At 55.9% G+C, this 23,961-nt stretch carries 21 protein-coding genes; 5 read left to right on the forward strand and 16 right to left on the reverse strand.

Annotated elements, in window-relative coordinates; translation table 11 throughout:
* Window positions 1-430: 430 nt before the first annotated feature.
* Window positions 431-1,351, reverse strand: a complete 921-nt coding sequence (locus ACR0DU_RS19240; RefSeq protein ID WP_480876724.1) for a haloalkane dehalogenase — start codon at window positions 1,349-1,351, stop codon at window positions 431-433.
* Window positions 1,352-1,736: 385 nt separating this feature from the next.
* Here ACR0DU_RS19240 and ACR0DU_RS19245 point away from each other — a divergent pair, with 385 nt between their 5' ends.
* The 5 genes from ACR0DU_RS19245 to ACR0DU_RS19265 all read left to right on the forward strand — a co-directional run bounded on the left by ACR0DU_RS19245 (window position 1,737) and on the right by ACR0DU_RS19265 (window position 8,053).
* Complete coding sequence (locus tag ACR0DU_RS19245) at window positions 1,737-3,467, forward strand: sensor histidine kinase (protein ID WP_480876727.1); 1,731 nt, start codon at window positions 1,737-1,739, stop codon at window positions 3,465-3,467.
* Entirely contained in the window at window positions 3,464-4,804 is a 1,341-nt protein-coding gene (locus ACR0DU_RS19250; RefSeq protein ID WP_480876730.1) for a sigma-54-dependent transcriptional regulator, read from the forward strand. Before ACR0DU_RS19245 ends, ACR0DU_RS19250 begins: the two co-directional genes overlap by 4 nt.
* A 125-nt stretch (window positions 4,805-4,929) precedes the next feature.
* The gene (gene dctP / locus ACR0DU_RS19255; RefSeq protein WP_480876733.1) at window positions 4,930-5,940 is read left to right on the forward strand and encodes a TRAP transporter substrate-binding protein DctP; all 1,011 of its coding nucleotides are present in this window, start codon (window positions 4,930-4,932) and stop codon (window positions 5,938-5,940) included.
* A 68-nt stretch (window positions 5,941-6,008) separates the two neighbouring features.
* A complete protein-coding gene (locus tag ACR0DU_RS19260) occupies window positions 6,009-6,641 on the forward strand; it encodes a TRAP transporter small permease subunit (protein WP_480876735.1) in 633 nt (210 codons plus the stop codon).
* An 11-nt stretch (window positions 6,642-6,652) separates the two neighbouring features.
* On the forward strand, window positions 6,653-8,053 hold the full coding sequence (locus ACR0DU_RS19265) for a TRAP transporter large permease (RefSeq protein WP_480876738.1): 1,401 nt from the start codon (window positions 6,653-6,655) through the stop codon (window positions 8,051-8,053).
* Window positions 8,054-8,432: 379 nt separating this feature from the next.
* Here the strand turns inward: ACR0DU_RS19265 and ACR0DU_RS19270 are convergent, their stop codons facing one another.
* The 15 genes from ACR0DU_RS19270 to ACR0DU_RS19340 all read right to left on the reverse strand — a co-directional run bounded on the left by ACR0DU_RS19270 (window position 8,433) and on the right by ACR0DU_RS19340 (window position 23,958).
* Complete coding sequence (locus ACR0DU_RS19270; protein ID WP_480876741.1) at window positions 8,433-8,714, reverse strand: hypothetical protein; 282 nt, start codon at window positions 8,712-8,714, stop codon at window positions 8,433-8,435.
* Between the two features lie 826 nt (window positions 8,715-9,540).
* Window positions 9,541-10,638, reverse strand: coding sequence for a M56 family metallopeptidase (locus ACR0DU_RS19275; protein WP_480876744.1), 1,098 nt, complete (start codon window positions 10,636-10,638; stop codon window positions 9,541-9,543).
* Window positions 10,625-11,020: a BlaI/MecI/CopY family transcriptional regulator gene (locus ACR0DU_RS19280; RefSeq protein ID WP_010442339.1), complete on the reverse strand. Its 396-nt coding sequence runs from the start codon at window positions 11,018-11,020 to the stop codon at window positions 10,625-10,627. Before ACR0DU_RS19280 ends, ACR0DU_RS19275 begins: the two co-directional genes overlap by 14 nt.
* Window positions 11,021-11,085: 65 nt before the next feature.
* Window positions 11,086-11,487, reverse strand: a complete 402-nt coding sequence (locus tag ACR0DU_RS19285) for a DUF2160 domain-containing protein (RefSeq protein WP_170546425.1) — start codon at window positions 11,485-11,487, stop codon at window positions 11,086-11,088.
* A gap of 8 nt (window positions 11,488-11,495) precedes the next feature.
* A complete protein-coding gene (locus ACR0DU_RS19290; protein WP_010442341.1) occupies window positions 11,496-12,293 on the reverse strand; it encodes a carbohydrate ABC transporter permease in 798 nt (265 codons plus the stop codon).
* A complete protein-coding gene (locus ACR0DU_RS19295) occupies window positions 12,290-13,153 on the reverse strand; it encodes a carbohydrate ABC transporter permease (RefSeq protein WP_170546422.1) in 864 nt (287 codons plus the stop codon). Before ACR0DU_RS19295 ends, ACR0DU_RS19290 begins: the two co-directional genes overlap by 4 nt.
* Complete coding sequence (locus ACR0DU_RS19300) at window positions 13,150-14,226, reverse strand: ABC transporter ATP-binding protein (protein WP_170546419.1); 1,077 nt, start codon at window positions 14,224-14,226, stop codon at window positions 13,150-13,152. The genes ACR0DU_RS19295 and ACR0DU_RS19300 overlap by 4 nt, the downstream gene beginning before the upstream one ends.
* Before the next feature lies 1 nt (window position 14,227).
* Entirely contained in the window at window positions 14,228-15,277 is a 1,050-nt protein-coding gene (locus tag ACR0DU_RS19305; protein ID WP_170781405.1) for an ABC transporter ATP-binding protein, read from the reverse strand.
* Between the two features lie 87 nt (window positions 15,278-15,364).
* On the reverse strand, window positions 15,365-17,104 hold the full coding sequence (locus ACR0DU_RS19310; protein WP_010442345.1) for an ABC transporter substrate-binding protein: 1,740 nt from the start codon (window positions 17,102-17,104) through the stop codon (window positions 15,365-15,367).
* 227 nt (window positions 17,105-17,331) lie between these two features.
* Window positions 17,332-17,757 (reverse strand): hypothetical protein, encoded by a 426-nt coding sequence (locus ACR0DU_RS19315; protein WP_319544307.1) that lies wholly within the window; start codon window positions 17,755-17,757, stop codon window positions 17,332-17,334.
* 28 nt (window positions 17,758-17,785) lie between these two features.
* On the reverse strand, window positions 17,786-18,841 hold the full coding sequence (locus ACR0DU_RS19320) for an ABC transporter ATP-binding protein (protein WP_319544308.1): 1,056 nt from the start codon (window positions 18,839-18,841) through the stop codon (window positions 17,786-17,788).
* Window positions 18,841-20,088: an MGH1-like glycoside hydrolase domain-containing protein gene (locus ACR0DU_RS19325; protein WP_480876752.1), complete on the reverse strand. Its 1,248-nt coding sequence runs from the start codon at window positions 20,086-20,088 to the stop codon at window positions 18,841-18,843. The genes ACR0DU_RS19320 and ACR0DU_RS19325 overlap by 1 nt, the downstream gene beginning before the upstream one ends.
* A gap of 5 nt (window positions 20,089-20,093) precedes the next feature.
* Entirely contained in the window at window positions 20,094-21,302 is a 1,209-nt protein-coding gene (locus ACR0DU_RS19330; RefSeq protein WP_480876755.1) for a carbohydrate ABC transporter permease, read from the reverse strand.
* Entirely contained in the window at window positions 21,302-22,537 is a 1,236-nt protein-coding gene (locus ACR0DU_RS19335) for a carbohydrate ABC transporter permease (RefSeq protein WP_170772447.1), read from the reverse strand. Before ACR0DU_RS19335 ends, ACR0DU_RS19330 begins: the two co-directional genes overlap by 1 nt.
* A 65-nt stretch (window positions 22,538-22,602) precedes the next feature.
* Window positions 22,603-23,958 (reverse strand): extracellular solute-binding protein, encoded by a 1,356-nt coding sequence (locus tag ACR0DU_RS19340; RefSeq protein ID WP_170772445.1) that lies wholly within the window; start codon window positions 23,956-23,958, stop codon window positions 22,603-22,605.
* Between the last annotated feature and the right edge of the window lie 3 nt (window positions 23,959-23,961).

Genomic DNA, 23,961 nt, shown 5'->3' on the forward strand with positions numbered 1-23,961 from the left:
TGCTGGGGCGTTAGGGATAATTGAAGCTCGACGCCTCGGCAGCGATTGTGGGTTCCTTTGAACCTCAATTGCTACCGTCGACGCGTTTGAAAGGATGCACGTCCGATAGCCTTTTGTGCTGACATTGCCCTGCTCTCTTCAACCGTCGTTCTGAACTCAGGTCCCTTAAAGCGGTCGTTTGAACAATGGCCGGTCTGTCCTGCGTTTCCGACTTCCGTCTTTTATCAACTCATGCAACTGAAGCGAATGGCGGCTTTGGCCGGCTGCACCGCAGCGGAGTAGGCCTTTGGCCAGTAGCAGCTGGGCCGTCCTCGTGATCAGTTATTGGCGGGGCAGCGGGCTTTGCTGCAATGGCACAGAGGTCGGTAGCGAGCCCAGAAGTAACTGATGCTGCGGTCTGCAGGAACGTCCGATTTCTAAACCATTAAGGCTAAATGGGAGGCCCTACATCTTCCCATGCAGACAAGCACGCGCGAGCAACTTGTTCGCCGTTGGTCTCCTGAACGAAGTGTCCTGCGTCTGGCAACATCAGAGGTGGGCGAACTACGCCCAATATTTCGTGCATGCGTTTCATCAGCCTCGGCGGGATCAGAACATCTGCTTCTCCTATCGCCATGAAGCTGTCGCCAGACCAGTCAGTTTTCCACCATGCCGCTGCACGTCGTGACACATCAACGCCCTCCATGTCGGGTTCGGTCATCACCAGCGACGGGAACTTCCGTACGCCGCCCCGATAACGCGCGTCCGGGAACGGGGCGGCGTAAGCGGCCGCAACTTCATCACTCATGCCGGGCACGTATTTTTGAAACAATGCGGCCACGTCATAGTCCGGGTAGGTTCGGTGGAAATCCCTCCATGCATCGAACCCTTCGCTGCTACCGCCACCCAAGCCAAGAACCGTGTTCATAACCAATAGCCGATTGAAGCGATCAGGCATGTCTGGTGGAATTGTAAGACCAAGAAGCCCACCCCAATCCTGTACAACGAGTGTAATTCCTTTGAGATCGAGCGTTTCAATCAACTCGATCAAGCTCTGTCTGTGAAATGTGAAAGTGTAGCAATTATCTTGGATAGGTTTGTCAGACCGGCCGAAACCGAACAGATCAGGAACGACAACTCGGGCGCTAGTCTCGAGAAAGACCGGAATCATATGCCGATACAAAAAACCCCATGAAGGCTGCCCATGAAGGCACAAGAACACCCGCTCTGCATCCTGCGGACCTTCGTCTATTCTTGCCATCCGCAGGCCTTCATACCCGGCCAACTGATCTTCGTACTGAGGACGCCAGGCGAAATCAGGCAGGTTTAGAAAACGGTCGTCTGGCGTACGTACAGCGTCAATAGGTGACAATCCTGTTCCCTGCATTTCTGTTTCTGTTGGCTAAAATTGCATCTTTCAGAGTTTTCCCACAAGCGGACATTCGCAATTCACAACTGAATGGCAACTTCGTCCGCATCCTGTGAACTCGCAGACGTCGAGATTTTGCATTTGCAGCGAATGTCAAAAAAGCGGGCTGCGTCCGCAGAATTGCGATACTGTGCTAGATGCCTCCTTTGGGCCGAATCTGCTTGCGGAATGCAAATAGTTGTTTCGGCATGTTCGTTCATTGCTTCGCGTTCTCAAATTACTCGGTCATTCTTGTTCGGCCAAAACATCCAAATGTCAGTTTAGAACTCTTGGGATGGACGGCTAATACCTACTGTGATCCTATGCCGTCGCAGTTCATGGGCATTCAATGCGATCAGCTTCGTATATTGTAGGTATTTTGATAGCCATTGCCGCCAGCATTGGCCTTTATTTGGTTTCTTACCAGTACTTCGTTTCGGAGGAGCTTTCGAAAGCTCAGGGCCGGCTCTCTCTTTACCAAAGCTCGGTGAACAGCGAACTCGAGCGATTTTCCCACCTCACATATGTGCTGTCACAGGATTCCTTTGTAATTGGAACAGCCGAAGGGGACGGCACCGGAACTTTAAACCGACGCCTCGAGGATTTTGCGGCGCAGGCGGGGCTGGATGCGATCTTCCTGATGGACGAAGACGGGATCACGATTTCCTCATCGAATTACCGCGACACTGGGAGCTTTGTTGGCCAGAACTACGCTTTCCGCCCGTATTTCCAAACTGCCATTTCTGGTAAACAGGGCCGCTTCTATGCCATCGGGGCAACGACTGGTCTGCCAGGCTATTTCATTGCCAACGCAGTGCTTGACGACCAGGGAGCTTCAACTGGCGTTATAGCGATTAAGATCGATTTCTCTAATCTTCAGGATAGTTGGAAAAACTCGGGTGAACAGGTTCTTTTGGCCAATGAAGACGGCGTCGTTTTGCTTTCTTCGAACTCGGATTGGCAATATCGCTCGTTGGCGCCATTGTCAGAACCTCAGCAAGAACGGATTCGGGATGCTAGGCAGTTTCCGGGGCAAGACTTAGATGCGTTGGATTGGGTTGAGTTGCCGGGAGATCAGGCCAGAATTGCTGGGACGAAGCGCCTGCACCTTGCAGCAACGGATTTACCCGATGGCTGGTCGCTACACTACTTTGCAAGTGACGATCAGGCCGTAGCACGTAGTTGGCTTGTAACCGCAATCTTTGTCCTTTTTGCGGGGCTCACATTTATCTTCTTCCAGATACAACGCGCGAGACGCGTTAGCGCGGCCTTGGCGCGGTCCGAAGAGGAAGAAGCAAAACTGCGGGAGGCAAATGAAAGGCTCGCTATCGAAGTCGACGACCGCAAGACAGCCGAGCGGAGCCTCAAACGCACCCAAGGCGAGTTGGAGCGCGCAAGCCGACTGGCGGCTCTGGGGCAATTATCCGCGTCGGTCACGCATGAACTGGGCCAGCCCATCGCTGCGATGCGCAATCACCTGGTGGCGGAAGAGATCTCATGTTCCGGCGAGTCCAAGCTGCCGCAAAAAATTGGAAGTTTGGTCGACAGGATGGAAGGGATCACGCGCCAATTGCGGTTCTTCGCGCGCTCAGAGAGCGAGGCGTTCGACGACGTAGACTTATGCACTTCGGTCAATGCCGCGTTGACTCTGGTTGCGCCAAACATCGAGCAGGGCAAGGTGAAAATCTCAGTTGATGCGCCGACCGGTCCGGTTTTTATCCGGGGCAGTGCATTGCGGATCGAACAGGTCATCACTAATCTTTTGCGCAATGCGATTGACGCGATGGACGAAGTGGATGCACCTGAAATCCATATCGCTGTCATAGCTTCTGATGATGAAGCGGCGTTGGAAATTCAGGACAACGGTCACGGGTTGGGCGAGGCAACTTTGGCTGAGTTGCAAGAGCCATTTGTAACCACAAGAGAGAGCGGGAAAGGCATGGGCTTGGGACTGGCCATTTCCACCAGCATTGTCAAAGATCACGATGGCACAATGACGGCCCGAAACCGTGATGGCGGTGGAACAACTTTCCGCGTAATATTCCCGATTGCCTCAAATACTGAAGAAACGGACGAATGACCCAGCAGCAACCCTTCAAAGTTCTGGTCGTTGATGATGACAAATCGATGCGACAATCTCTTGTCGAGTTGCTTGAGGCCGCTGGCTGGACTGTTAGCGCCCTGTCGCGCGCGATCCAGGTGACGGAGTATCTGGCCAGCACGTCGCCCGATGTCATTCTGTCCGATGTGCGTATGCCCGGGATGTCGGGGCTTGAATTGCTGGCCAGTTTGGACAGGCATGTGGCACCTCCGGTGGTGTTGATTTCGGCACATGGTGACATCCCGATGGCGGTTCAGGCCATACAGGAAGGGGCATACGGGTTTATCGAGAAGCCATATGAACCTCGGCGATTATTGACGGTGCTGAGACACGCCGCGGAACAGAACCGCATGCGGAAAAGCAATGCCCGCCTGAAAGACAGGCTGTTCAAACTGTCAGGGCTGGATCGCAACCTGCTGGGACAAACCGACGCCATTACAGACTTGCGACAAGACGTACTTGATCTTGCTGATACATCGGTTGCGGTTTTGTTGCAGGGAGATACGGGCACCGGGAAAGAGCTGGTCGCCCGTGCTTTACATGATTTGGGCCGCGCGCCGGAGGCACCGTTTCTGGCGCTGAATTGCGCTGCATTGTCGACCGATACGTTTGAGGCGGAAATGTTCGGTGTCGCGGGTAAATCCGACGGAAGGCTTGTGGCAGCATCGGGTGGGACCTTGTTTCTGGATGAAATCTGCTCGTGCCCACCAGCGGTGCAGGCCAAGCTATTAAGGGTCATCGAAGATCAGCAGGTGCTGCCGGTGGGGGCTGTGTCGCTGGTGCCGGTAAACTTCAGGGTCGTGTCGGCAACCAACGAAGACGTTGTACTGGCAGCCGAGGAAGGCCGCCTGCGTCAGGACCTATTGTTTCGGTTGAATACTGTCGTCCTGTCCTTACCTCCGCTACGACACAGACGGGATGATTTGGTTCTGCTGGCAACGCATTTCTTGAGCGAATACGCGCAGGTTTATGAGATAGACGCGCCAGAACTCGATCAGGACGATTTGGCCGCTCTGCTTGCCCATGACTGGCCCGGGAATGTACGCGAATTGCGCCACGTCTGCGAACGGCGCATTTTGGCGGCCCGACGCGGAGGAGGGTCGGTGGTGCAGGCTATCCAAAGCGATCAGCACTTCGACGAAGTGCCGGATACGCTGCGCGAAGCTGTTGCCGCTTTTGAACGTGAACTCATCGGCAAAGCTATCAAGGCGCATAAAGGCCGCATGGATGCCGCCGCTGAAGCGCTGGGGATTGGCCGCAGGACACTCAACGAAAAGATCGTCAAACTCGGTCTCGATAAAGAGGCGCTGTTGTAGGAGAAATCACTCTGCGGATATCCGCAGGGACTCCGAAACTTCACGCGCATTTTCCTTCATAGGCAGGCTGCTGCGCATCCTGAATACTCTGCCCAAACACATTGCGTGATCTGGGAGGAGCCATTATGCGCAAACATCTTAACCGGGCGGCCATTGCTGCCCTGTCACTGACCGTTGCATCCGAAGCACTGGCCGTCGAATGGAACGTTTCCCTATGGGGCAAGCGTCGTGCCTTTACCGAACACGTCGAGAAACTTGCCGAACTGGTGAGCGAAAAGACGGGCGGTGAGTTCACACTCAACATCAGCTATGGCGGCCTGTCGAAGAACAAAGAAAACCTCGACGGGATTTCGATCGGTGCGTTTGAAATGGCCCAGTTCTGCGCTGGCTATCATCGCGACAAGAACCCCTCGATCACGGTTCTGGAACTGCCGTTTCTGGGTGTGACATCGCTGGACCAAGAGGTCGACCTGTCGATGGCTGTCTACCAACACCCGGCCGTTGTCGAGGATCTGGCCCGCTGGGATGCTACGCTCCTGATGCCGTCGCCGCTACCGCAGTACAACCTTGTTGGCGTCGGTGAAGCACCTAAATCCCTAACCGATTTCGAAGGTCTGAGCGTTCGGGCGACTGGCGGCATCGGTAAAGCGATGGAGACGGTTGGGGCAGTTCCGACCTCGATGTCTGCATCCGAAGTGCGTCAGGCAATGGACAGCGGCATCGTCAAAGCGGTCAGCTTTGCGCCACACGCGCATATGTCCTTTGGCACCATTGAAAATGGCACGTGGTGGACGACGAACCTCAATCCCGGCACCGTCAACTGCCCTGTCGTGGTGAACACGCTGGCGCTGGAAGATCTGTCTGACAAACACCGCGAAGCTCTGCTGGGATCAGTGGAAGAGGCGTTGGATCACTACGTGAGCCACTACCAGACCAAAACGATGGAAGCGTGGGGCCCTGAGCTGGATCAACGCGGCATCGAACGGGTCACTTTCAGTGATGAAGAAATCGCAGCGTTCAAAGAAGCTGCTGCCGCCCCCGCGGCCGAGGCCTGGATTGCAGAAAACACCGAGCGTGGCCTACCAGCACAAGAGCTTTATGACCTTGTGACCGGGAAGATCGCTAGCGGCAGCTAATCCACTCACTGCCCGGCGTCAGCTTGATTGGCGTCGGGTTCTTTCTTTCTTGACAGCGGAGTACAACGATGGCCGGGTCATCCCAGGTGCTGTCCGACGACAGCCGTCTCAGCATTCTCGATCAACATCTCTACAAACTGGAAAGCTTTCTGGCTCTGATCAGCGGTCTTGCAGTTTTCTCGCTGATGGTCATGGCCGTAGTCTCCGTTGGTGGTCGGAATTTCGCCAATGCGCCACTTCCTGGTTACGTGGACTGGATCGAGCAGGCCATGCCGTTAATCGCCTTCATGGGGATTTCCTATGCGCAGCGCGATGGCGGCCACATACGAATGGACATGGTCGTTGGAGCGCTTAAAGGCCGGACGCTCTATATCGTTGAGTTTATCACGACCGCTGTCATTCTGGCGCTGATCGTCTTGCTGATCTGGGGGAGCTGGGCACATTTCGCACGCAGCTTTGACTTTGGTGCGCCACTCTGGAGCCGCGACAGCTCTATCGACATAGGTATCCCGTTGTGGCCCGCAAAGCTGTTGGCCCCCGTCGCCTTTAGCGTGCTTTGCCTAAGGCTTGCTCTACAGCTCTGGGCCTACGGGCGCGCGATCCGGCACCCCGATCAGGCACCTATTGCCGTCCCACTGATAGCCGATGCAGCCACTCAAGCTGCAATGGAAGCCGAGCACGTCTCGGGCCACGACAACTGAGGTTAAATCTGATGGAACCCATTGATATTGGTCTGATTGTCTCGGGCGGTATGCTTGTTCTTGTGGTGCTGGGGATGCGCGTGGCCTTTGCCGCCGCGACAGCTGGCATGATTGGCCTGATCTGGATCTTCTGGGCCAAGTTTGGGTACGACCCGGCGCGGTTCGGCAAGGCTGTGACTGTGGCTGTCAAAACAGCGGGGCAGGTTCCGCACTCCAAGATTTCAAGCCAAGCGTTGAGCCTTATCCCGACTTTCATCCTGATTGGCTACCTCGCCTATTACGCGGGCTTGACCAAAGCACTGTTCGAAGCCGCGAAGCGTTGGCTCGCATGGGTCCCGGGCGGGCTGGCGGTTTCGACCGTTTTCGCAACCGCTGGGTTTGCGGCGGTATCTGGGGCCTCGGTCGCCACTTCCGCTGTGTTCGCCCGTATCGCCATCCCCGAGATGCTGAAGATCGGCTACGACAAGCGTTTTGCTGCAGGTGTCGTTGCTGCAGGCGGTACGCTCGCCTCGCTCATCCCGCCTTCGGCCATTCTGGTCATCTACGCGATTATTGTCGAGCAGGACGTGGGCAAACTGCTGTTGGCGGGATTCATCCCGGGCATGTTCTCGGCAGTAATTTACGGCTTGCTGATCATTGGCATGGCCGTTGTGATCAAAGGATTTGGCCCCGCAGTCACCGGATTTACATGGAAAGAACGTTTCCTCTCGTTGCCGCCCGCATTGCCCATCGTGATTGTTGTCGTCACCATCATCTTCTTTGTTTACAACCCGTTCGGCGGCGATGCCTGGGGTACGCCAACCGAAGGTGGCGCAATTGGAGCATTTGTGGTGTTCCTGATAGCGCTGTATCAGGGCATGCGCTGGTCCGAACTCAAAGACGCGCTTTTGGAAACCGCCAAGCTGAGCGTCATGATTTTCACGATCATCTGGGGCGTTTTGGTTTACGTTCGTTTTCTCGGTTTTGCCGAACTGCCAAGTGCATTCTCCGACTGGATCACCTCGCTTGAGATGTCTCCGATGCTGATCCTGATCTGTATTCTTCTGGCTTACGCTGTACTGGGCATGTTCATGGATGCGATAGGTATGCTACTGCTGACGTTGCCGGTAGTTTACCCCGCCGTCATGGCGTTGAACGGAGGTGAAGCCGTAAGTGCAGCCGAAAGTACCTTCGGTATGTCCGGACCTATGTGTGCCATCTGGTTTGGCATTCTGGTTGTCAAAATGGCCGAGTTTTGCCTGATCACCCCACCTATTGGGCTGAATTGCTTTGTCGTGGCCGGCGTTCGTGATGACCTAAGCGTTCAGGATGTTTTTAAAGGTGTAACGCCTTTCTTTCTGGCGGATGCTGCAACCATCGCGATGCTCGTTGCCTTCCCTGCTATCGTCCTATGGCTTCCTGGTCAGGTTTGAATCACATGGAATGATTTTGGAGTGCGGTATGCCGGTGCAGCTAAGGCCTGCATCAATCAGCTGCACTGCAGAATACATGACACTTGTTCAATGGCCGGTTTGGGCCGAATGGTGGCGAGCTATCCGTTTCAGTCGGGCGCTGCTAGCTCCGCTTTCTCGACAGTCTCAGTCGTGACACATTTTACAAGATCCCGCGAACAGCGGGCATGTGTACAAGTTCAGAATAGATAGCTCGCAGCAAGTCGTCGCGCGGCAGGGGTTCTACCAAACGGCCACCATGCACTGTACCAGGATACAAGAGAAATAGTAGCGTCGGTGCAGTCTCAGTTTCGGCATTTGGGCCCAAGTAGTCAAAACATATTGGAACCGGGCCTTGCAATCAATCGCGTGGAAAAAGCTCATTGGCATCGCTAAGTAAGAACAGATTTGTTCGCTTGCTGCCTTGAACAATCTCCGTGAGCGCGTCCCGCCAACCTAGGATTTTTTTCCTGTCACCTTTAAGCCTAGACCCATCAACCACCCAAAGCATGTTTTTATAAAAATCCTGGCGGGCTCGACGCTCTTTGGGATCGAGATGGGAATGTTGGATCTCCAAAGTGAGGCCTGCCAGCGTGTAGACGTCGGCAATGTGCTTCTCACCAGTATTTTGATCAGTAAACACTTGTTCTTGCCAACGAAGTGGAAACTCATTTTTCCAGTTCCGATTCCAATCAGTTTCTGGTTCCCACCAAGGATCACATTCCACTTTGCATTTGTGCGCCCTATGATGAACCCTAACCTCACCACAACGCGGAATCATTTCAGATTTGCAAAATGAGCATTGCCTTACAGTCCTAGGGATCGGTCTACTTCGGTTGCCATTTATGATTGCTGTTAACATTCCTGCGCCTGGAGCCTGTGGTTTTGAGGTCAGCTAAACGTAGCAGCTTTTCACATCCATCTCGGACTGTTTCGCGAGGCTTAGTGCCATTGGCTTCAGAGCAGCGCATTGCGAAACAATGGGCCCGAGTCTGGCTCAGTGAGGCGCAATGTCCGCTTTGGGGAAGCTGCGATGCTGCATCGGATGGTGTTTTCAGAGTCCGCCATGGTCCGTCTTCATAGGAGCTGTAAGTTGGTTGATATCGAATGCTGCTCTTACCCCGATGTCGGCAGCGAGCCCATAGTTCTAGATGCTGCATCTTGAATGAGTGACTGCGAAGCTATGATTGCTGCCATTGGTCTGCGCAAGGCGGCCTATGGCTGACCTTCATCTGCGGGTTGCGATACTACGTTGCAGCAGGTTGGAGCCGCCATTGGCTGCTATCAAATCGTTCTCGGACAATCGGTGTCGAGCAACACGGGCGCCCGCATTAAAGCCAGTGATAGCGGCACATTGAACCCGGTCTCATTGAAAACCAGCAGCATCGTAGCGCCGAATCCGCGACCAGCTTGCTAGCAAACCCGTGAGGCCGACTTTCCAATCCACGCCGGACTTAAAATTCGGCCTTTCAATTTCCCTGATTCCGAGCTTCCAGCCGTTCCAGATTTACAACCGTCGAAAGCATAAGACGATCATGGCTCCAATCCTGGGTTTGACGAACCGAGGCCGACCCAATGGCAAGCACAACAACCAGAGAAAGCGTCAGCCCAAAGAAATTTGCTGACAATTGTGTGGTCGTTACGGGCGAATCGGTCAGGGCGATCACACGCTGGCGCAGAACATGCTTTGCTTTCGGCCCGTTAACCAGGGCCACACGAAGAATGCGAGGGTTCTTCAGATTAATAGATCGTGTGCAGTAGTCCAGTAGACAGGTGGTATAGTCGGTCGCGTCAATGCCTTTGCGCGAGACGACAGACTGGTCGCAGGCTAATTCGCGAAGCCGATCAAACTGATGTTTCATGGCCAGATAGGCCGGATTCCAAAACAGCAGAGGGCGCATAAGCTCGAAACCCAGTTCCCATTCCACGTCCAGCGCGCGGATGTGCTGGAATTCATGCGCCAGAGCAAAGCGCAAATCGCGTGGCGAGTTTAGCAAATGGCTGGGCAAAACGACGTGACGGCGACAAAGGCCGCGCACTGCAAAAGGCACAGTTACGCGATCTGAAAGGCGAATGTCCACCTTTGCCGATTGTCGCCAAAGAAAGCTGGAGCTTACGGCCTTGCGAATTGTGAGCGCGTTGCGGACAACCCGAATTGCCAGAACAGCCGATAGAAGAACCAGCGCAATCAACGCGCAAGTCACGAAGACAGAGGCGCCTGACAAGACATAGTCGAGCCAGCGTTCGCGTGTATTCAAAAGGGTTTCGAACTGCGCAGCGGGCATGGCGATTTCGCCGCGCAAATAGGCCGCCACTGCGATATCCCCCAGCGCGACAACACGTCCGGGCCACACCTGAGCGACAAAGCCCGAAACACCGATCGCCAGAACCGGGCTGAGCATAACGCCGATGCAAAGTATCTTGAGCGAACGAAGCTGAGCAACAAAGCCGTACCTCATGGGCGTCAACGCAAGGCCCCCACGCACGGCCAGCCAGATCAGCGCCGATAATCCAAGCACAACGTTGAACTCGAGAAACGCATCGAGAACCGGTTTAACCGCTGTCATTTTGCAGTCTCCTCTCTACCAGTGCTCGAATCTCCTCTAGGTCATCTTCTGTCAGGCCCTCATCGTCGACCAGCCTTGCAACCAGAGTTGCGGGCGTGTCGTCAAACAGGGTCCGGGACAGATTCTGCAACGACCGCGACTGATACCTGTCCTTCTCGAGAAGGGGTCTGTAGATCAGCGACTTGCCGTTCTTCTCGCTTTCGACAAAGCCCTTCTCATCAAGGATCCGCAAAATTGTGGCTCCGGAAGTGTAGGCCAGATTGCGATCAGGTGGCAGGCGATCAAGGACTTCACGGACCGTGCCCTGACCAAGCGCCCAGAGTTCGTTCATGAACTCAAGTTCCACTTCGGTCAGAAGATTTGTTGTCTTTTTCTTTCGCATCAATCTCGGTGTCGCCATTATTAGTATGCCTGACAGACAAGCATCCTTTCGCTGTTTCGCAAAGCCTAAACTTTCCAGAAGACGAAGACGCCCCAACCGATGGACAGGAAAAGCGGCGTCCAAACAGGTTGGCCAACCAGCCCGAGCCAGGCCAGGAAGATATAGGTCGAGCCCAGCAGGGTGATGAACAACCGATCCCCCAGCGTGGTGGTCAGTCCCAGCACGCCGCGCCGCTCGATCCCGTCTCGGAATTTGAACCCTTCCAGCAAACCGATTAGGGCGATGGCCGAAAATATACCGATGAACACCGCCAGTGTTGCCGGAGTCCATGCCATCCAGAAATCCGGCCACAAAGGAGCGGTCCACGAGAAACCTTTTTCCTCTTGCTGGCCGACACTGCCCCAACCGGCCTGTTGGGCGTAGGCCACTGAAGGCAGGAATGGCAGAGTGACAAGAAGTTTACGCATATCGAACCTCACACACGTCCCATCGCGAAACCGCGCGCGATGTAGTTGCGGACAAACCAGATGACGATGGCGCCGGGGATGATGGTCAACGTGCCGGCGGCGGCCAGCAGGCCCAGTTCGTACCCCGCGCTGGAAGCGGTGCGGGTCATCACGGCGGCAATTGGTTTGGCCTCGACTGCCGTCAGGGTCTTCGCCAGCAACATCTCGACCCATGAGAACATAAAGCAGAAGAAGGCCGCGACCCCTACGCCGGCTTTGATGTTTGGTAGGAAGATCGTTACGAAGAAGCGCGGGAAGGAGTAACCATCGACATAAGCCGTTTCATCCAATTCCTTCGGGATACCTCGCATGAAGCCTTCCAAAATCCAAACCGCCAGCGGAACGTTGAACAGCGTGTGTGCCAGCGCCACAGCCAGATAAGTGTCGAACAGGTGGATCGACGAATACAGCTGGAAAAACGGCAGCGCGAACACAGCTGCCGGTGCCATCCGGTTGGTCAGCAGCCAGAAGAACAGCTGTTTGTCCCCCAGGAACCGGTAGCGCGAGAACGCGTAGGCCGCAGGCAGCGCCACACAGACCGAGAGCACCGTGTTGATCGTCACGTAGATGATCGAGTTGATATACCCCCAGTACCACGTCGGGTCGGTGAAGATCGTGAAATAGTTCTCCAGCGTGAAGGTTTGGGGGAACAGTGAAAAGCCCGACAGGATCTCGTTCGTGGTTTTGAAGGACATCGCCACCAGCCAATAGATCGGTAACATGAGAAACGCGATATAGAGGATCGGGATAAGGGACCGCTTCTTCATTGCGCGTCATCCTTTGTCATCAGAGTGTAGAAGACCCACGACACAAGCAGCGTGATGGCGAAGTAGATCAGGCTCATCGCGGCTGCAGGGCCAAGGTCGAACTGTCCCAGCGCGATCTTCACAAGATCGATTGACAGCAAGGTGGTTGAGTTACCGGGGCCGCCGCCGGTCAACACGAAGGGCTCGGTGTAGATGTTGAAACTGTCCATGAAGCGTAGCAAAACGGCGATGGTCAGGACGGTTTTCATCTTGGGCAGCTGGATGTAGCGGAACACTGACCATGGGCTGGCACCGTCAATCTTGGCAGCCTGATAATAGGCGTCAGGGATCGAAACGAGGCCCGCATAGCACAGCAACACCACAAGCGAAGTCCAGTGCCAGACATCCATGACAATGACGGTGATCCAGGCCGAAAGCGGCTGTTGCGTCATGTCATAGTTGATGCCCAGAACGTCATTCAGGAAGTATCCCAGAAGACCGATCTGGGGCAGGGTGAAGATGTTCCACATCGAACCGACTACGTTCCACGGGATCAGCATCGGCAGGGCCATCAGCACCAGACAGACCGGCACCCAGAATCCTTTGCGAGGCATCGACAGGGCCACGATGATGCCCAACGGCACCTCGATCAGCAGGATCAGGAAGGTGAACAGGAATTGCCGACCCAGCGCGGCTTGGAAGCGGTCGGATCGCAGGATCTGTTCGAACCAGCCCAGACCTTCCCAGAAGAACTGGTTGTTGCCGAAGGTTTCCTGCACCGAGTAGTTGACCACTGTCATCATCGGCACCAGCGCGTTAAACGCGACCAGCGCCAACACCGGTAGGACAAAGAACCATGCCTTTTGGTTTTCCGTTCTCATTGCGCGCGCTCCTCGGTAGCAATCCAGCCGTCGCGGTATACGCGCGATTGTTCAGGTTTGAATTGTAGGAAGACCTGTGAGCCGGGCTCAGGCACCACATTTTCCGTCACAACCTTTAGCGCAGTATTGCCGACCATGGCGCTGACCACATAGTGGCGTCCAATGTCCGAAACTTTGGTTACATGTGCAGGGATGCCTGTGTCGCCGAAGCCTACATATTCAGGGCGGATGCCCAGATCGGTGCGGCCTCCGTCGCCATGGGTCAGGCCTTCCAGCACAACCTCGTGACCTTCGAACACCGCGCGGTCACCCTTGGCCTCGCAGGGCAGCACGTTCATGCCGGGGGAGCCGATGAAGTGGCCGACAAATGTGTGTTGGGGTCGCTCGAATAGCTCAACGGGCGTACCGATCTGCACCACTTCGCCTTCCTGCATCACCACAACCTCATCAGCAAAGGTCAACGCCTCTGTCTGGTCGTGGGTCACGTAGATCATCGTGGCTTGCACACGCTGGTGCAGCTCTTTCAACTTGGAGCGCAGTTTCCATTTCAAATGGGGGTCGATCACTGTCAGGGGTTCATCGAACATCACCGCGTTCACGTCGTCTCGCACCAGACCGCGACCCATAGAGATCTTCTGTTTGTTATCCGGGCTAAGACCCGAGGCGCGAGTGCCCAGCATATCCGTGACGTCAAGCATCTCGGCAATCTCATCGACGCGACGCTTAATCGTCTCCGGGTCAACACCCCGGTTTTTCAGCGGGAAAGCCAGGTTCTCGCCGACTGTCATCGTGTCGTAGATCACCGGGAACTGGAACACCTGTGCGATGTTGCGTTGGTCGGGGGGTAAGGTGGTCACGTCACGGTCGTCAAACAGGATCTGTCCTTCGGACGGCGTCAAAAGACCCGAGATAATGTTTAGCAACGTGGACTTGCCACAACCGGACGGTCCTAGCAGCGCATAGGCACCGCCATCGCGCCAAGTCACGTCGATTTCCTTCAGTGCATAGTCTTGCGGGTCTTTCGGCGTCGACATGTAGCTGTGTCGCAGGTTTGAAAGCTTGATCTGTGCCATGTCAGGCTATCCTTTTGCCATCTTGGCCGAAATACCGGCAGTGGGCCGGGTTCATGTAGAAGCTGTGATCTTCGCCAACCTGATAGGGGTGGACGCCCGAGGCAAGTGACACCCACGCATCATCGCCATGTTGGAAATGCGCGCTGGAATCCGAGCCGGACAGTTCGGTCACAATCACGCGGCCGGTAAGCTCCACATCATCATCGGAAGAGCGAAACGGGGTCACCCGATGGGGACGCACGGCGACCATGTAATCTCCGTCGGCCATTTCTGTGACAGCCCAGCCACCTCCACCAGCCATTTGCGCCTGAGCGCCGGACACAGTGATGCGCGCGACATTGATCGGCGGATCCGAAAAAACTCGCGCGGCTGCGATGTTCTCAGGGTTGCGATAAATATCAGCGGTCGGCCCGAACTGGGTCACGCGGCCATCCTCCATCAGGGCCGTGTATCCACCCAGTAGCAGTGCTTCTTCGGGCTCTGAAGTGGCATAAACCACCACAGCACCACGACCTGCGAACAGATCGGGCAGCTGCTCGCGTAATTCTTCACGCAGTTTGTAATCAAGGTTGGCCAACGGTTCGTCGAGAAAGACGGCGCGGCTCTCTTTCGCAATGGCGCGCGCCAGTGCCGTGCGTTGCTGTTGCCCGCCCGACAGCTCATGCGGGCGGCGGTGTAACATCGGGCGCAGTTGAAGCAGATCTGCGGCTTCTTCCACGCGGCCCAAAATCTCGGACTTTGCCATGCCCGCAACGCGCAACGGAGAGGCGATGTTGTCGAACACGGTCATATGCGGGTAGTTCACAAAGAACTGGTGCACTAGGCTGATCTGCCGCTTCTGCGTGTTCAGTTTGGTCACATCCTGACCATCCATGAAGACCTTGCCCGAGGCAATCGGGTCCAGCCCGGCCATCATCTTGATCAGAGAGGTCTTGCCCGATCCTGTCGCGCCCAGTAGCACATTGAAATGGCCGGTCTGCAGCTTCAGGTTGGTTGGTTTAATATGGATGACGTTGCCGACCCGCTTGGTCGCGTCCTTTAGTTTGATCATTTTCGCGAATTCCGATCCCGCAGCGCGCCCGCGCTGTCTTGGTCTTGGTGTGGGGATGCCGCGAACGGCACCCCCGGTTGCTTTGGCTTACTGAGACTGCCAGCGCTGAACCAGTTCGTCATAGTTGACGGTCTGGCCTTGCGGCTTTTCGTTCTCAAGTTTGGCCTTGGGCGAACCTTCTTTCTCGAGCCAGAATGACGCATCTTGCGGCTCGTTCAGGCGCGGTCCGCATCCACCGTAAACACCGGCGCTTTCATCCGCGGCCTGCATACGGGCCATGGTGATGTCCATCTCTTCGGCCAGACGGTCCATCGCCTCTTGCGGAGTAAACGCGCCCGAATTCACGTCACCGATCTGCTGCCACCAGATCTGGGCCAGCTTCGGATAATCCGGAACGTTGATGCCGGTCGGAGACCATGCCACGCGGTCAGGAGAGCGATAGAACTCGACCAGACCACCCAGTTTGGGCGCGCGTTCGGTGAAGCTCTCGTGGTTGACCGAACTGTCGCGGATGAAAGTCAGACCCACATGGGATTTTTTCACATCGACAGTCTTGGACGTCACGAACTGAGCGTACAGCCATGCTGCCTGAGCACGATCCGCAGGGGTCGATTTCAGGAAGGTCCAGGAACCCACATCCTGATAACCAACCTTCTGGCCTTCTTCCCAGTAGGGGCCATGCGGGCTGGGCGCCATCCGCCACAGCGGCGTGCCTTCGTCGTCGACGGTGTTGTTGCCTTCGGACTTGGGCTTGACCATGTCGGCGGTAAAGGCGGTGTACCAGAATATCTGCTGGGCCACATTGCCTTGGCTGAGCGCCGGCAGCGACTGATAGAAGTCATAGCTTGCGGCACCCGGAGGCGCATAATTCCGCAGCCATTCATCCCACTTGCGGATCGCATAAACCGCAGCCGGACCGTTTGCAGCACCACCGCGCGAAACGGACGCACCGACCGGGTTACATGTGCCCGCTTCCATGCGAATGCCCCATTCGTCGACGGGAACACCGTTCGGCTCACCCACGTCACCGGCACCAGCCATCGACAGCCAGGCGTCGGTCATGCGCCATCCGAGGTCAGGCGCGCGCTTGCCATAGTCCATGTGGCCATAGATCGCGACGCCGTCGACTTCTTTCACGTCATTTGTGAAGAATTCAGCGATGTCTTCGTAGGCCGACCAGTTGACCGGAACGCCCAGATCATAGCCGTATTTCTCTTTGAACGCGGCTTTGTTGTCCTCGTCATCGAACCAGTCCTTGCGGAACCAGTAGAGGTTTGCGAACTGCTGGTCAGGCAGCTGATACAACTTTCCGTCCGGTCCGGTGGTGAACTGAATGCCCATGAAGTCATCCAGATCCAGCGTCGGCGAAGTTGTCGCCGCCCAGTCGCCACCCATCATATCGGTCAGCGGATAGGCCAACTGCAGGCGCGAATGTGTTCCGATCAGGTCGCTGTCGTTGACATAACCATCATATAGGTTCCGCCCGGTTTGCAGCTGAGTCTGAACGGCCTGAACCACTTCACCTTCGCCGAGAATCTGGTGATTGACTTTGATCCCTGTGATTTCCTCGAACGCCTTTGTCAGAACCTCGGATTCATAGGAATGCGTCGGGATACCCTCGGACAGGACATTGATTTCCATGCCCGAGTAAGGTTGTGCAGCTTCGATGAACCACTTCATTTCGGACAACTGTTCGTCCTTCGACAAGGTCGATGGCTGGAATTCGTCGTCAATCCAACGTTGTGCTGCGGCTTCGTCGGCCCAAACAGGACCATGCCCCGCAATGACGGCCGCTGCCGCCACGGCGGAAAGTAGATGTCTCCGCATCTGTCTCCTCCCAAGATTATGTGATCCGGCGCAGACCGGATGGCAATCAACATCGGTGATATTCGGCGCAGCTGTCAAACTAAAATTTTAGTAATAACTGATGTTATTGTTAACAATATGATAATGAACATTATTTTTACTATCGAGGTATTTATGATTTAAGATTTGTTCAATCAACTGGTATCCGTGGATGCTGAAAACATCGCGTAACTAATTCTTGAGTCGGTTTAACACCCGCTGCTCAAATGCGAATTCACAAATTGAAAAAGCGGCCCGTCAATGATGTCCGCATGTTTCGGATCTCCATCGAATTTCTTGCCAAGCGCGATCGCGAAGGCATAGAAGCCGCCATATTGCGGAAGATACGCTTCAGAGTTTGCTTCGAACTTCGCTTTACTTTCTTTCGAGGCAAAGTAGTAGGCACCGCCTTCATGTACGGTGGTGTAGACGGCTGTACCGCCCGCCACGGCACCTGTTGTGCCAAGGTCACGGCATCCGCCCCGTGCAACCCAAGGGGCACAAAGTAGTGGCCCAATTTTAGGGGGCAAAGACACTAGGTTCAGGCTGAATATAGCAGCCCACATTGATAGGGTTTGCTTCGGCTTCAGTTCTTTAGCTTTACACTCACTGTGTTCTTGAGTGTCAATGGTCAAGGTTTGCAACGGATACCGATGGGTTCATCTATCCAAGCCCCAAAGCCTGCCCATTTTCATCAAAAAAATGCAGATTGTCCGTGGGGAAGTGCAGACCAATGTGGGTGCCCGGTGTCAGGGCCGTATCGCCGTTCAGACGGACTGTGACCTTGTCCTCGCTTCCACAATCCACAATCAGGAATGTGTCTGCACCCAGATATTCGATCACCTCGATGACGCCGTCAGTCTGACCATCGCCTGCAGCGCCTACCCGAATGTGTTCGGGGCGGATGCCAAGCTTGGTGGCCGCTGCGGACCATGAAAACGGGCCACTGCGGCCGTGCTCAAGATGGAAACTGTCGCCCTCGGTCGCGCAGGGCAGGATATTCATCTTTGGGCTGCCGATGAACTGGGCCACGAACAGGTTCGCAGGGCGTTCATACAGCTCGCGCGGCGTACCGACCTGAGCGATCTTGCCGTACTCCAAAACCACGATGCGGTCGGCCAATGTCATCGCTTCGACCTGATCATGCGTCACGTAGATCATCGTGCGCTTGAGGCTTTGGTGCAGCTTGGCGATCTCATACCTCATCTCAACCCGCAGGGCGGCGTCGAGGTTGGAAAGTGGCTCGTCAAACAGGAACGCGGTGGGGTCGCGGACGATGGATCGGCCGATAGCAACCCGTTGCCGCTGACCACCAGAAAGGTCTTTTGGTCTGCGTTCCATGAACGGTCCCAGCTTGAGAACCTCTGCAGCGCGATTAACCTGTTCGGCGATCTCCGCCTTGGGAACACCGGCCACCTTTAAAGAGAACCCCATATTCTCGGCGACTGTCAGATGCGGATAAAGCGCATAGGATTGGAACACCATTGTCAGGCCGCGTTTTGAAGGCGGGTGATCGGTAACATCACTGCCATTGATCAACAACGACCCGCGCGAGATATCCTCGAGCCCGCCGATCATGCGCAACAGAGTGGACTTTCCGCAGCCCGATGGGCCAACGAAAACGATGAACTCGCCCTCTTCGATCTTGAGGTCCACGCCCTTGATGACCTGGGCCGAGCCGAACCATTTTTCGACTGATTTAAGTTCGATGCTACCCATCAGGCCCTCCCTGCCCAGTGAAGCCAAACCGCTGCTGTCCAAGAGAAAGCCTTACCACCAGCCGGGCTCCCGGTTATTGGATCGAAGTATTCTGCAAAACCAAAGCCCGAGATCAGATCGCCGGTTTTTTTGCGCAACTGATCTGCGTGCTCGGTATGACCCAGATCCTGTAGCCCGAATCCGATCATCATGTTCATGAAAGCCCAGGTGGGCCCGCGCCAATAGCGGCGCGCATCGAATTTCGGCATTTCCGGGTCATAACTCGGAACTGGATAGGGCACGGTTTCTAGTGTGGTTTTCAACCGTTCCAGCATCTTGTCCGACTCAACACCGGCATACCAGCACAGGTAGGACGCGTTCGATACGCTGCCTGACATCTCGCCGGTATGTGTGTCGCGCGCATCAAAGCTGCCCAGCTCTTCGTTCCAAAGCGAGCGAGCGCCGGCTTCCAGTTTTTCAATGTCTGTGCTTAAGCCTTCAGCTGCCAGACCAAGCTGTTCACTGATCACCAGCAAGTCCCGCGCGGCCCGCAGTGTAGCAAAGGTCATCGTCGGATCGGCGATACGGAACGGGTTCAGCGACAGCAGCTCCTGCTGATCCCAGCCTGCTTTTCGACCGATCTGTACCAGCCTGATGTAACGGTCATAGTCGAACTTTGTCGGGCGATCCTCGCTGTTAACATGGCTGGTGTCGCGGCGTTTGTACTCTCCCACATCCGACGCATCCATGCGCGCCATTGAATTGTCCCAGTCTGGCGCGTTATCACGACCCGCTTCCCAAGGGTGGGTTGTACAAACAGCCCCGAATTCATCCAAACGCCATTTCATGATCCAGCGGTGCCAAGCCAGCAGCTTTGGGAACAGCGCCTTCATCCGCGCGCCTCCGAACGCGGTGTCCTGTTCCCAGATTTTGCGGGTCATCGTGGCCGCGATGGGGGGTTGGATAATACCCGATGAGGGGATCGGACCATTGCAGCCCCAAACATCCGGGCCGGGGAAATACCCTTCATCCTGTTGGTGGAAAAGGATGTGCGGCACCATGCCATTATCCCATTGCCCGGTAAACAGTGTCTCGATCTCGACCCAGGCGCGGTCGAGGTCGAACTGGGCAAATCCAAGCGCAGTAATCGCGCTGTCCCAGTTCCATTGGTATGGGTACAGCCCTTCGGTTGGGATCGTGTAGCCACCGCGATCATTGGCAATCAGGATATTGCGTGCCTCGCGGTCGGGGTTTGTGTGTTGATTCATCTCGGTCATCCTTTGACAGACCCCGCTGTGAGGCCTTTGGTCATAAAACGTTCAAGCCCCAGGAACAGCGCCATGATCGGCACGGTGGCGATCACCGCACCGGCCATCAGGTGCTGACGGGGAATTTCTGAGGAGTTCAGCATCGTGACTCCTCGGGTCAGGGTAAATTTCGACGGGTCGTCCAGCAGCATGAAGGCCAGAAGGAACTCGTTCCATGCGATCATGAAGACATAGAGCGAGACTGAGGCCAGCGCTGGCAGGCTCAGCGGCAAGGTAATCTTCCAGATTACTGCCAGACGGGACAGGCCGTCCATCAGCCCGGCCTCTTCCACCTCGGTCGGCAATCCGCGAAAATAGCCCTGCAGCATATACAACGCGACTGGAATTGTCGTCACCGGGTAGATCATCACGATGCCGAGGATCGAGTTGCGCAGGCCGGTAAGCGAGAACGCAATATAGATCGGCAGCGCCAGAACGATCATCGGCACCATGTAGATCAGCAGAATCGAGCGTGAAAAGGCCTTTTGTCCCTGAAACCGGAACCGCGCCACGGCATAGGCTCCGGGTACGCTGAACAGCAGCGTTATGAACACCGTCAGTACCGAGACATAGAAGGACGTCCACAGATAGCTGCCGAAATTGAAGTCGCGGAACAGCTCGGTATAGCTGCGGAACAGGGCGGCGCCCTGGCTCAGGTCCACCGAGAAATCCAGCGGGTTCTGCAACAGCGCCTGCTGGGATTTCAGGCTGGTCATAACCATCACATAGAACGGAATGATCACGATGGCGGTGAAAAAGATATAACCAAAACCGGTGCAGAACCGGATCACCGCATCCTCGTATTCATGGCGGGTGAGCTCACCGAACGGTGTTTCCTTCAGGATCGCCGCCATCGACAGATGCATCACAACGGCAATGCCGATCACCGTGATCAGAACCGCCTGCAACGATGTGCCAGAGCCGATCAGAACCGGGCCAAATCCGGTGAGGCAAGACAGGCCCAACAGTGCCGAAATACCCAGACGCGCGCGCGCGCGCTGTTGCGGAAAACGGACATAAACAAGACCAGCCAGTGTGCCCCAGATCAGGCACAGTAAAACCTGTGGTCGGAATGCGTCGCCGGTCGAGAACGACATGGTGATGGCAGCGGTGGTGGCGATCACCACCATCCATAGCGCGCCCAGAACAGGGCCGGTTATATACCCTTTGCGCATCACAGACCCTCCTCTCGGCTGATGAAGCGGAAGAAGACGAAGCTAAACGCGATCAGGCACATCAGGATCACCACGGCGACGGCCGCGCCTGCGCCGATGTTCGAGATTGCAAAGGCCTGCTCATAGACATTTACGGTCAGCGTGCGGGTGCCCGCATTGCCGCCGGTCAGCAGGAAGATGTCGTCGAACTTGTTGAACGTCCAGATAAAGCGAAGCAGGAACAGCACCGACAGGATACCCAGCAGTTGCGGGATGCTCAGCAGCCAGAACTTCTGGAACGGAGAGGCGCCGTCCATATCCGCAGCCTCATACATGCTAGAGTCTATGGATTGCATTCGCGCCAGAATGAACAGGAAGGACAGCGGGAAATAGCGCCAAATCTCGAACACCGTCACCATGATCAGCGCCAGTGGTCGTTCGCCGAAGAAGTTGATCGGTTCGCTGCTCAGGCCCATTTGAACCAGCAGTGCATTGGCTGAGCCTGAGAATGGGTCAAATAGAGTAACCCAGGTGAACGCTACAGCAATCACCGGAGCGACATATGGGAACAGATAGAGCCCGCGTATGAACCCTTGACCGCGGAAACTTTTGTTGAGCAGCAGCGCGGCGAACAATCCCATGACCAATGCGCCGATGGTTCCGAAGACGGTGTAGAACAGCGTCACCCAAAGCACGCCCCAGAACTCTGAACCATCGAAGACGCGGGCGTAGTTTTCCAGGCTGAACTCGAAATTGGTCAGCACATTGGGACCGCTGCCTGTGACGCCGGGTTCTGACCCTTCAACCAACTCTTCGAATGCGTCAGGGTCTCCATCTACGGTGACCGGAATACGAATTCTCTCGCGTTGGCCGCCATCCAAGATACCAAAATCGCAGAACAGGTCTTGTCCTTCCAGCACACATGGCGCTGCGATCTCACCTGTGGGTGTCATACCCTTAGGCAGCACATCGCTGAGAGTGACGCCGCCGATGGCAATCTCCTGACTGGAATTACGCAGGCGATATTCGATCCGCAGATCATCGCCCGATCCACGCAGGCTTTCTCGGACAACCGGCGCCGGTGGGCGCAGGTCGGACAGGGTAAAGGGCTTGAAGCTGATCCAGATGATCGCCAGCAGCGGCAGGATCACAACAAGAGACACGCTTATCACGGTCGGAGCCAGCAATGCCCAGGCAAGACGCGCTTCGCGCTTGGCAAGAGCCCCGGTACCGTTCGGTGGGGTGGCCGAAGACATGAGAAACCTCGAAGGGTTGGGTGCAGCGGCGCGAACGCCGCTGTAGATGCCATTGAGTGGTAGCGTTACTCGACCTTGGCGAGTTCTTCGTTCATCGCCGCAACGGCTGCTGCGGCGTCAATCTCATCGTCGATATACTGACGGACGACGCGGTTGATCGCCTGGCTGTTGATTATCTTCGATGCCAGTGCCAGCTGACCCTCGGCCACGCCCCAGCGCTGTGCCACATCCAAACCGCCGACGATCTCGTCGATCATCGACTGTTCGTATAGCTCACCCAGCGGTGCCTTGCGGTCGACGCCAACGGGCAGTTCGGCCCAAGCCTCAGAGAATGCATTCGGGTTGTCCGCATTGCCGCGGCGCACCGGGAACTTACCCTCGGGCGCGATCGCCAGCGTCTGGGTATAGCCGTCATCCATCGCGAATTTCACGAATTCCATCGCCGCATCGGTGTCCGCGTCGTTGGTGATGCCAAAGTAACGGACGTCACCCCATGCTGCGCCATCGGGGTTCGACGGGCCGGACAGTTTGGTTACGATGCCGGTTTTGCTGGCCAGATCGCGCGAGGTCGGGTCGTCATTGATGGTGGGCGGAGCACTATCCCGCAGACCGGCCAGTTCATCCAGGATGAAGGGCGACCAGATAATCATCGCGGCCTTGCCGTCAAAATACAGCTCGCGCGATTGCTTCCAGAACAGCTCACCCGGAGGAGATGCCTTGGAGATCGCTTTGTAGAAATCCAGAACCTCGGTGGTTTTGGCTTCGTCCAACGGCTGGAACCCATCGGGGCCAACCGGCGACACACCATTAGCCAGGAAAACATGCTCGAGCACCTGGCTCATGAAGTTCTCATCAACCTTGGTGGCCGAGACAAAGCCATACATTTCCGGCGGGTTGTGCAACGCTTCCAGCGCGGCCTGAATGTCGGCAAAGCTGTCGGGCGCTTCCAGACCGGCTTCGTCGAACAAGTCTTTGCGATAGACTACCATTTGGGTCCAGCCGTCGACCGGAACAGAGGCCGTTTCACCGTTGAACGCCGCCATTCCCAGCGCGCCCGGTGCAAACGTATCGGCGCCCAGTTCTTCAATCACCTCAGACGCGGCTTCGGTGTCCAGAATTCCGGCTTCGGCCCAAGGCAGGGCGTATTGCAGCGGGTGGTAAACCACATCCGGCAGGTCACCAGCAGCAAAAGCAGCTGTGGCACGGGTGCCCAGATCGGTTTCTGTAACTGGGATCACCTCAACCGTGGTACCGGTTTCGGCTTTGAACTGATCGGCCATCTCTTGCTGCTTTGCCAGACGTTCTGGCTGTTCCTCGGTGGTCCAGAAGCGGATTGTGTCCGCCTGCGCAGAAACGGCAGCCAGCACCAGCGCCAGCGATGTGCCCAGCATCAGCCGAGATACTTTAGGTGTGAGTTTCATAGT

It is taken from the genome of Ruegeria sp. G2, assembly GCF_056533505.1.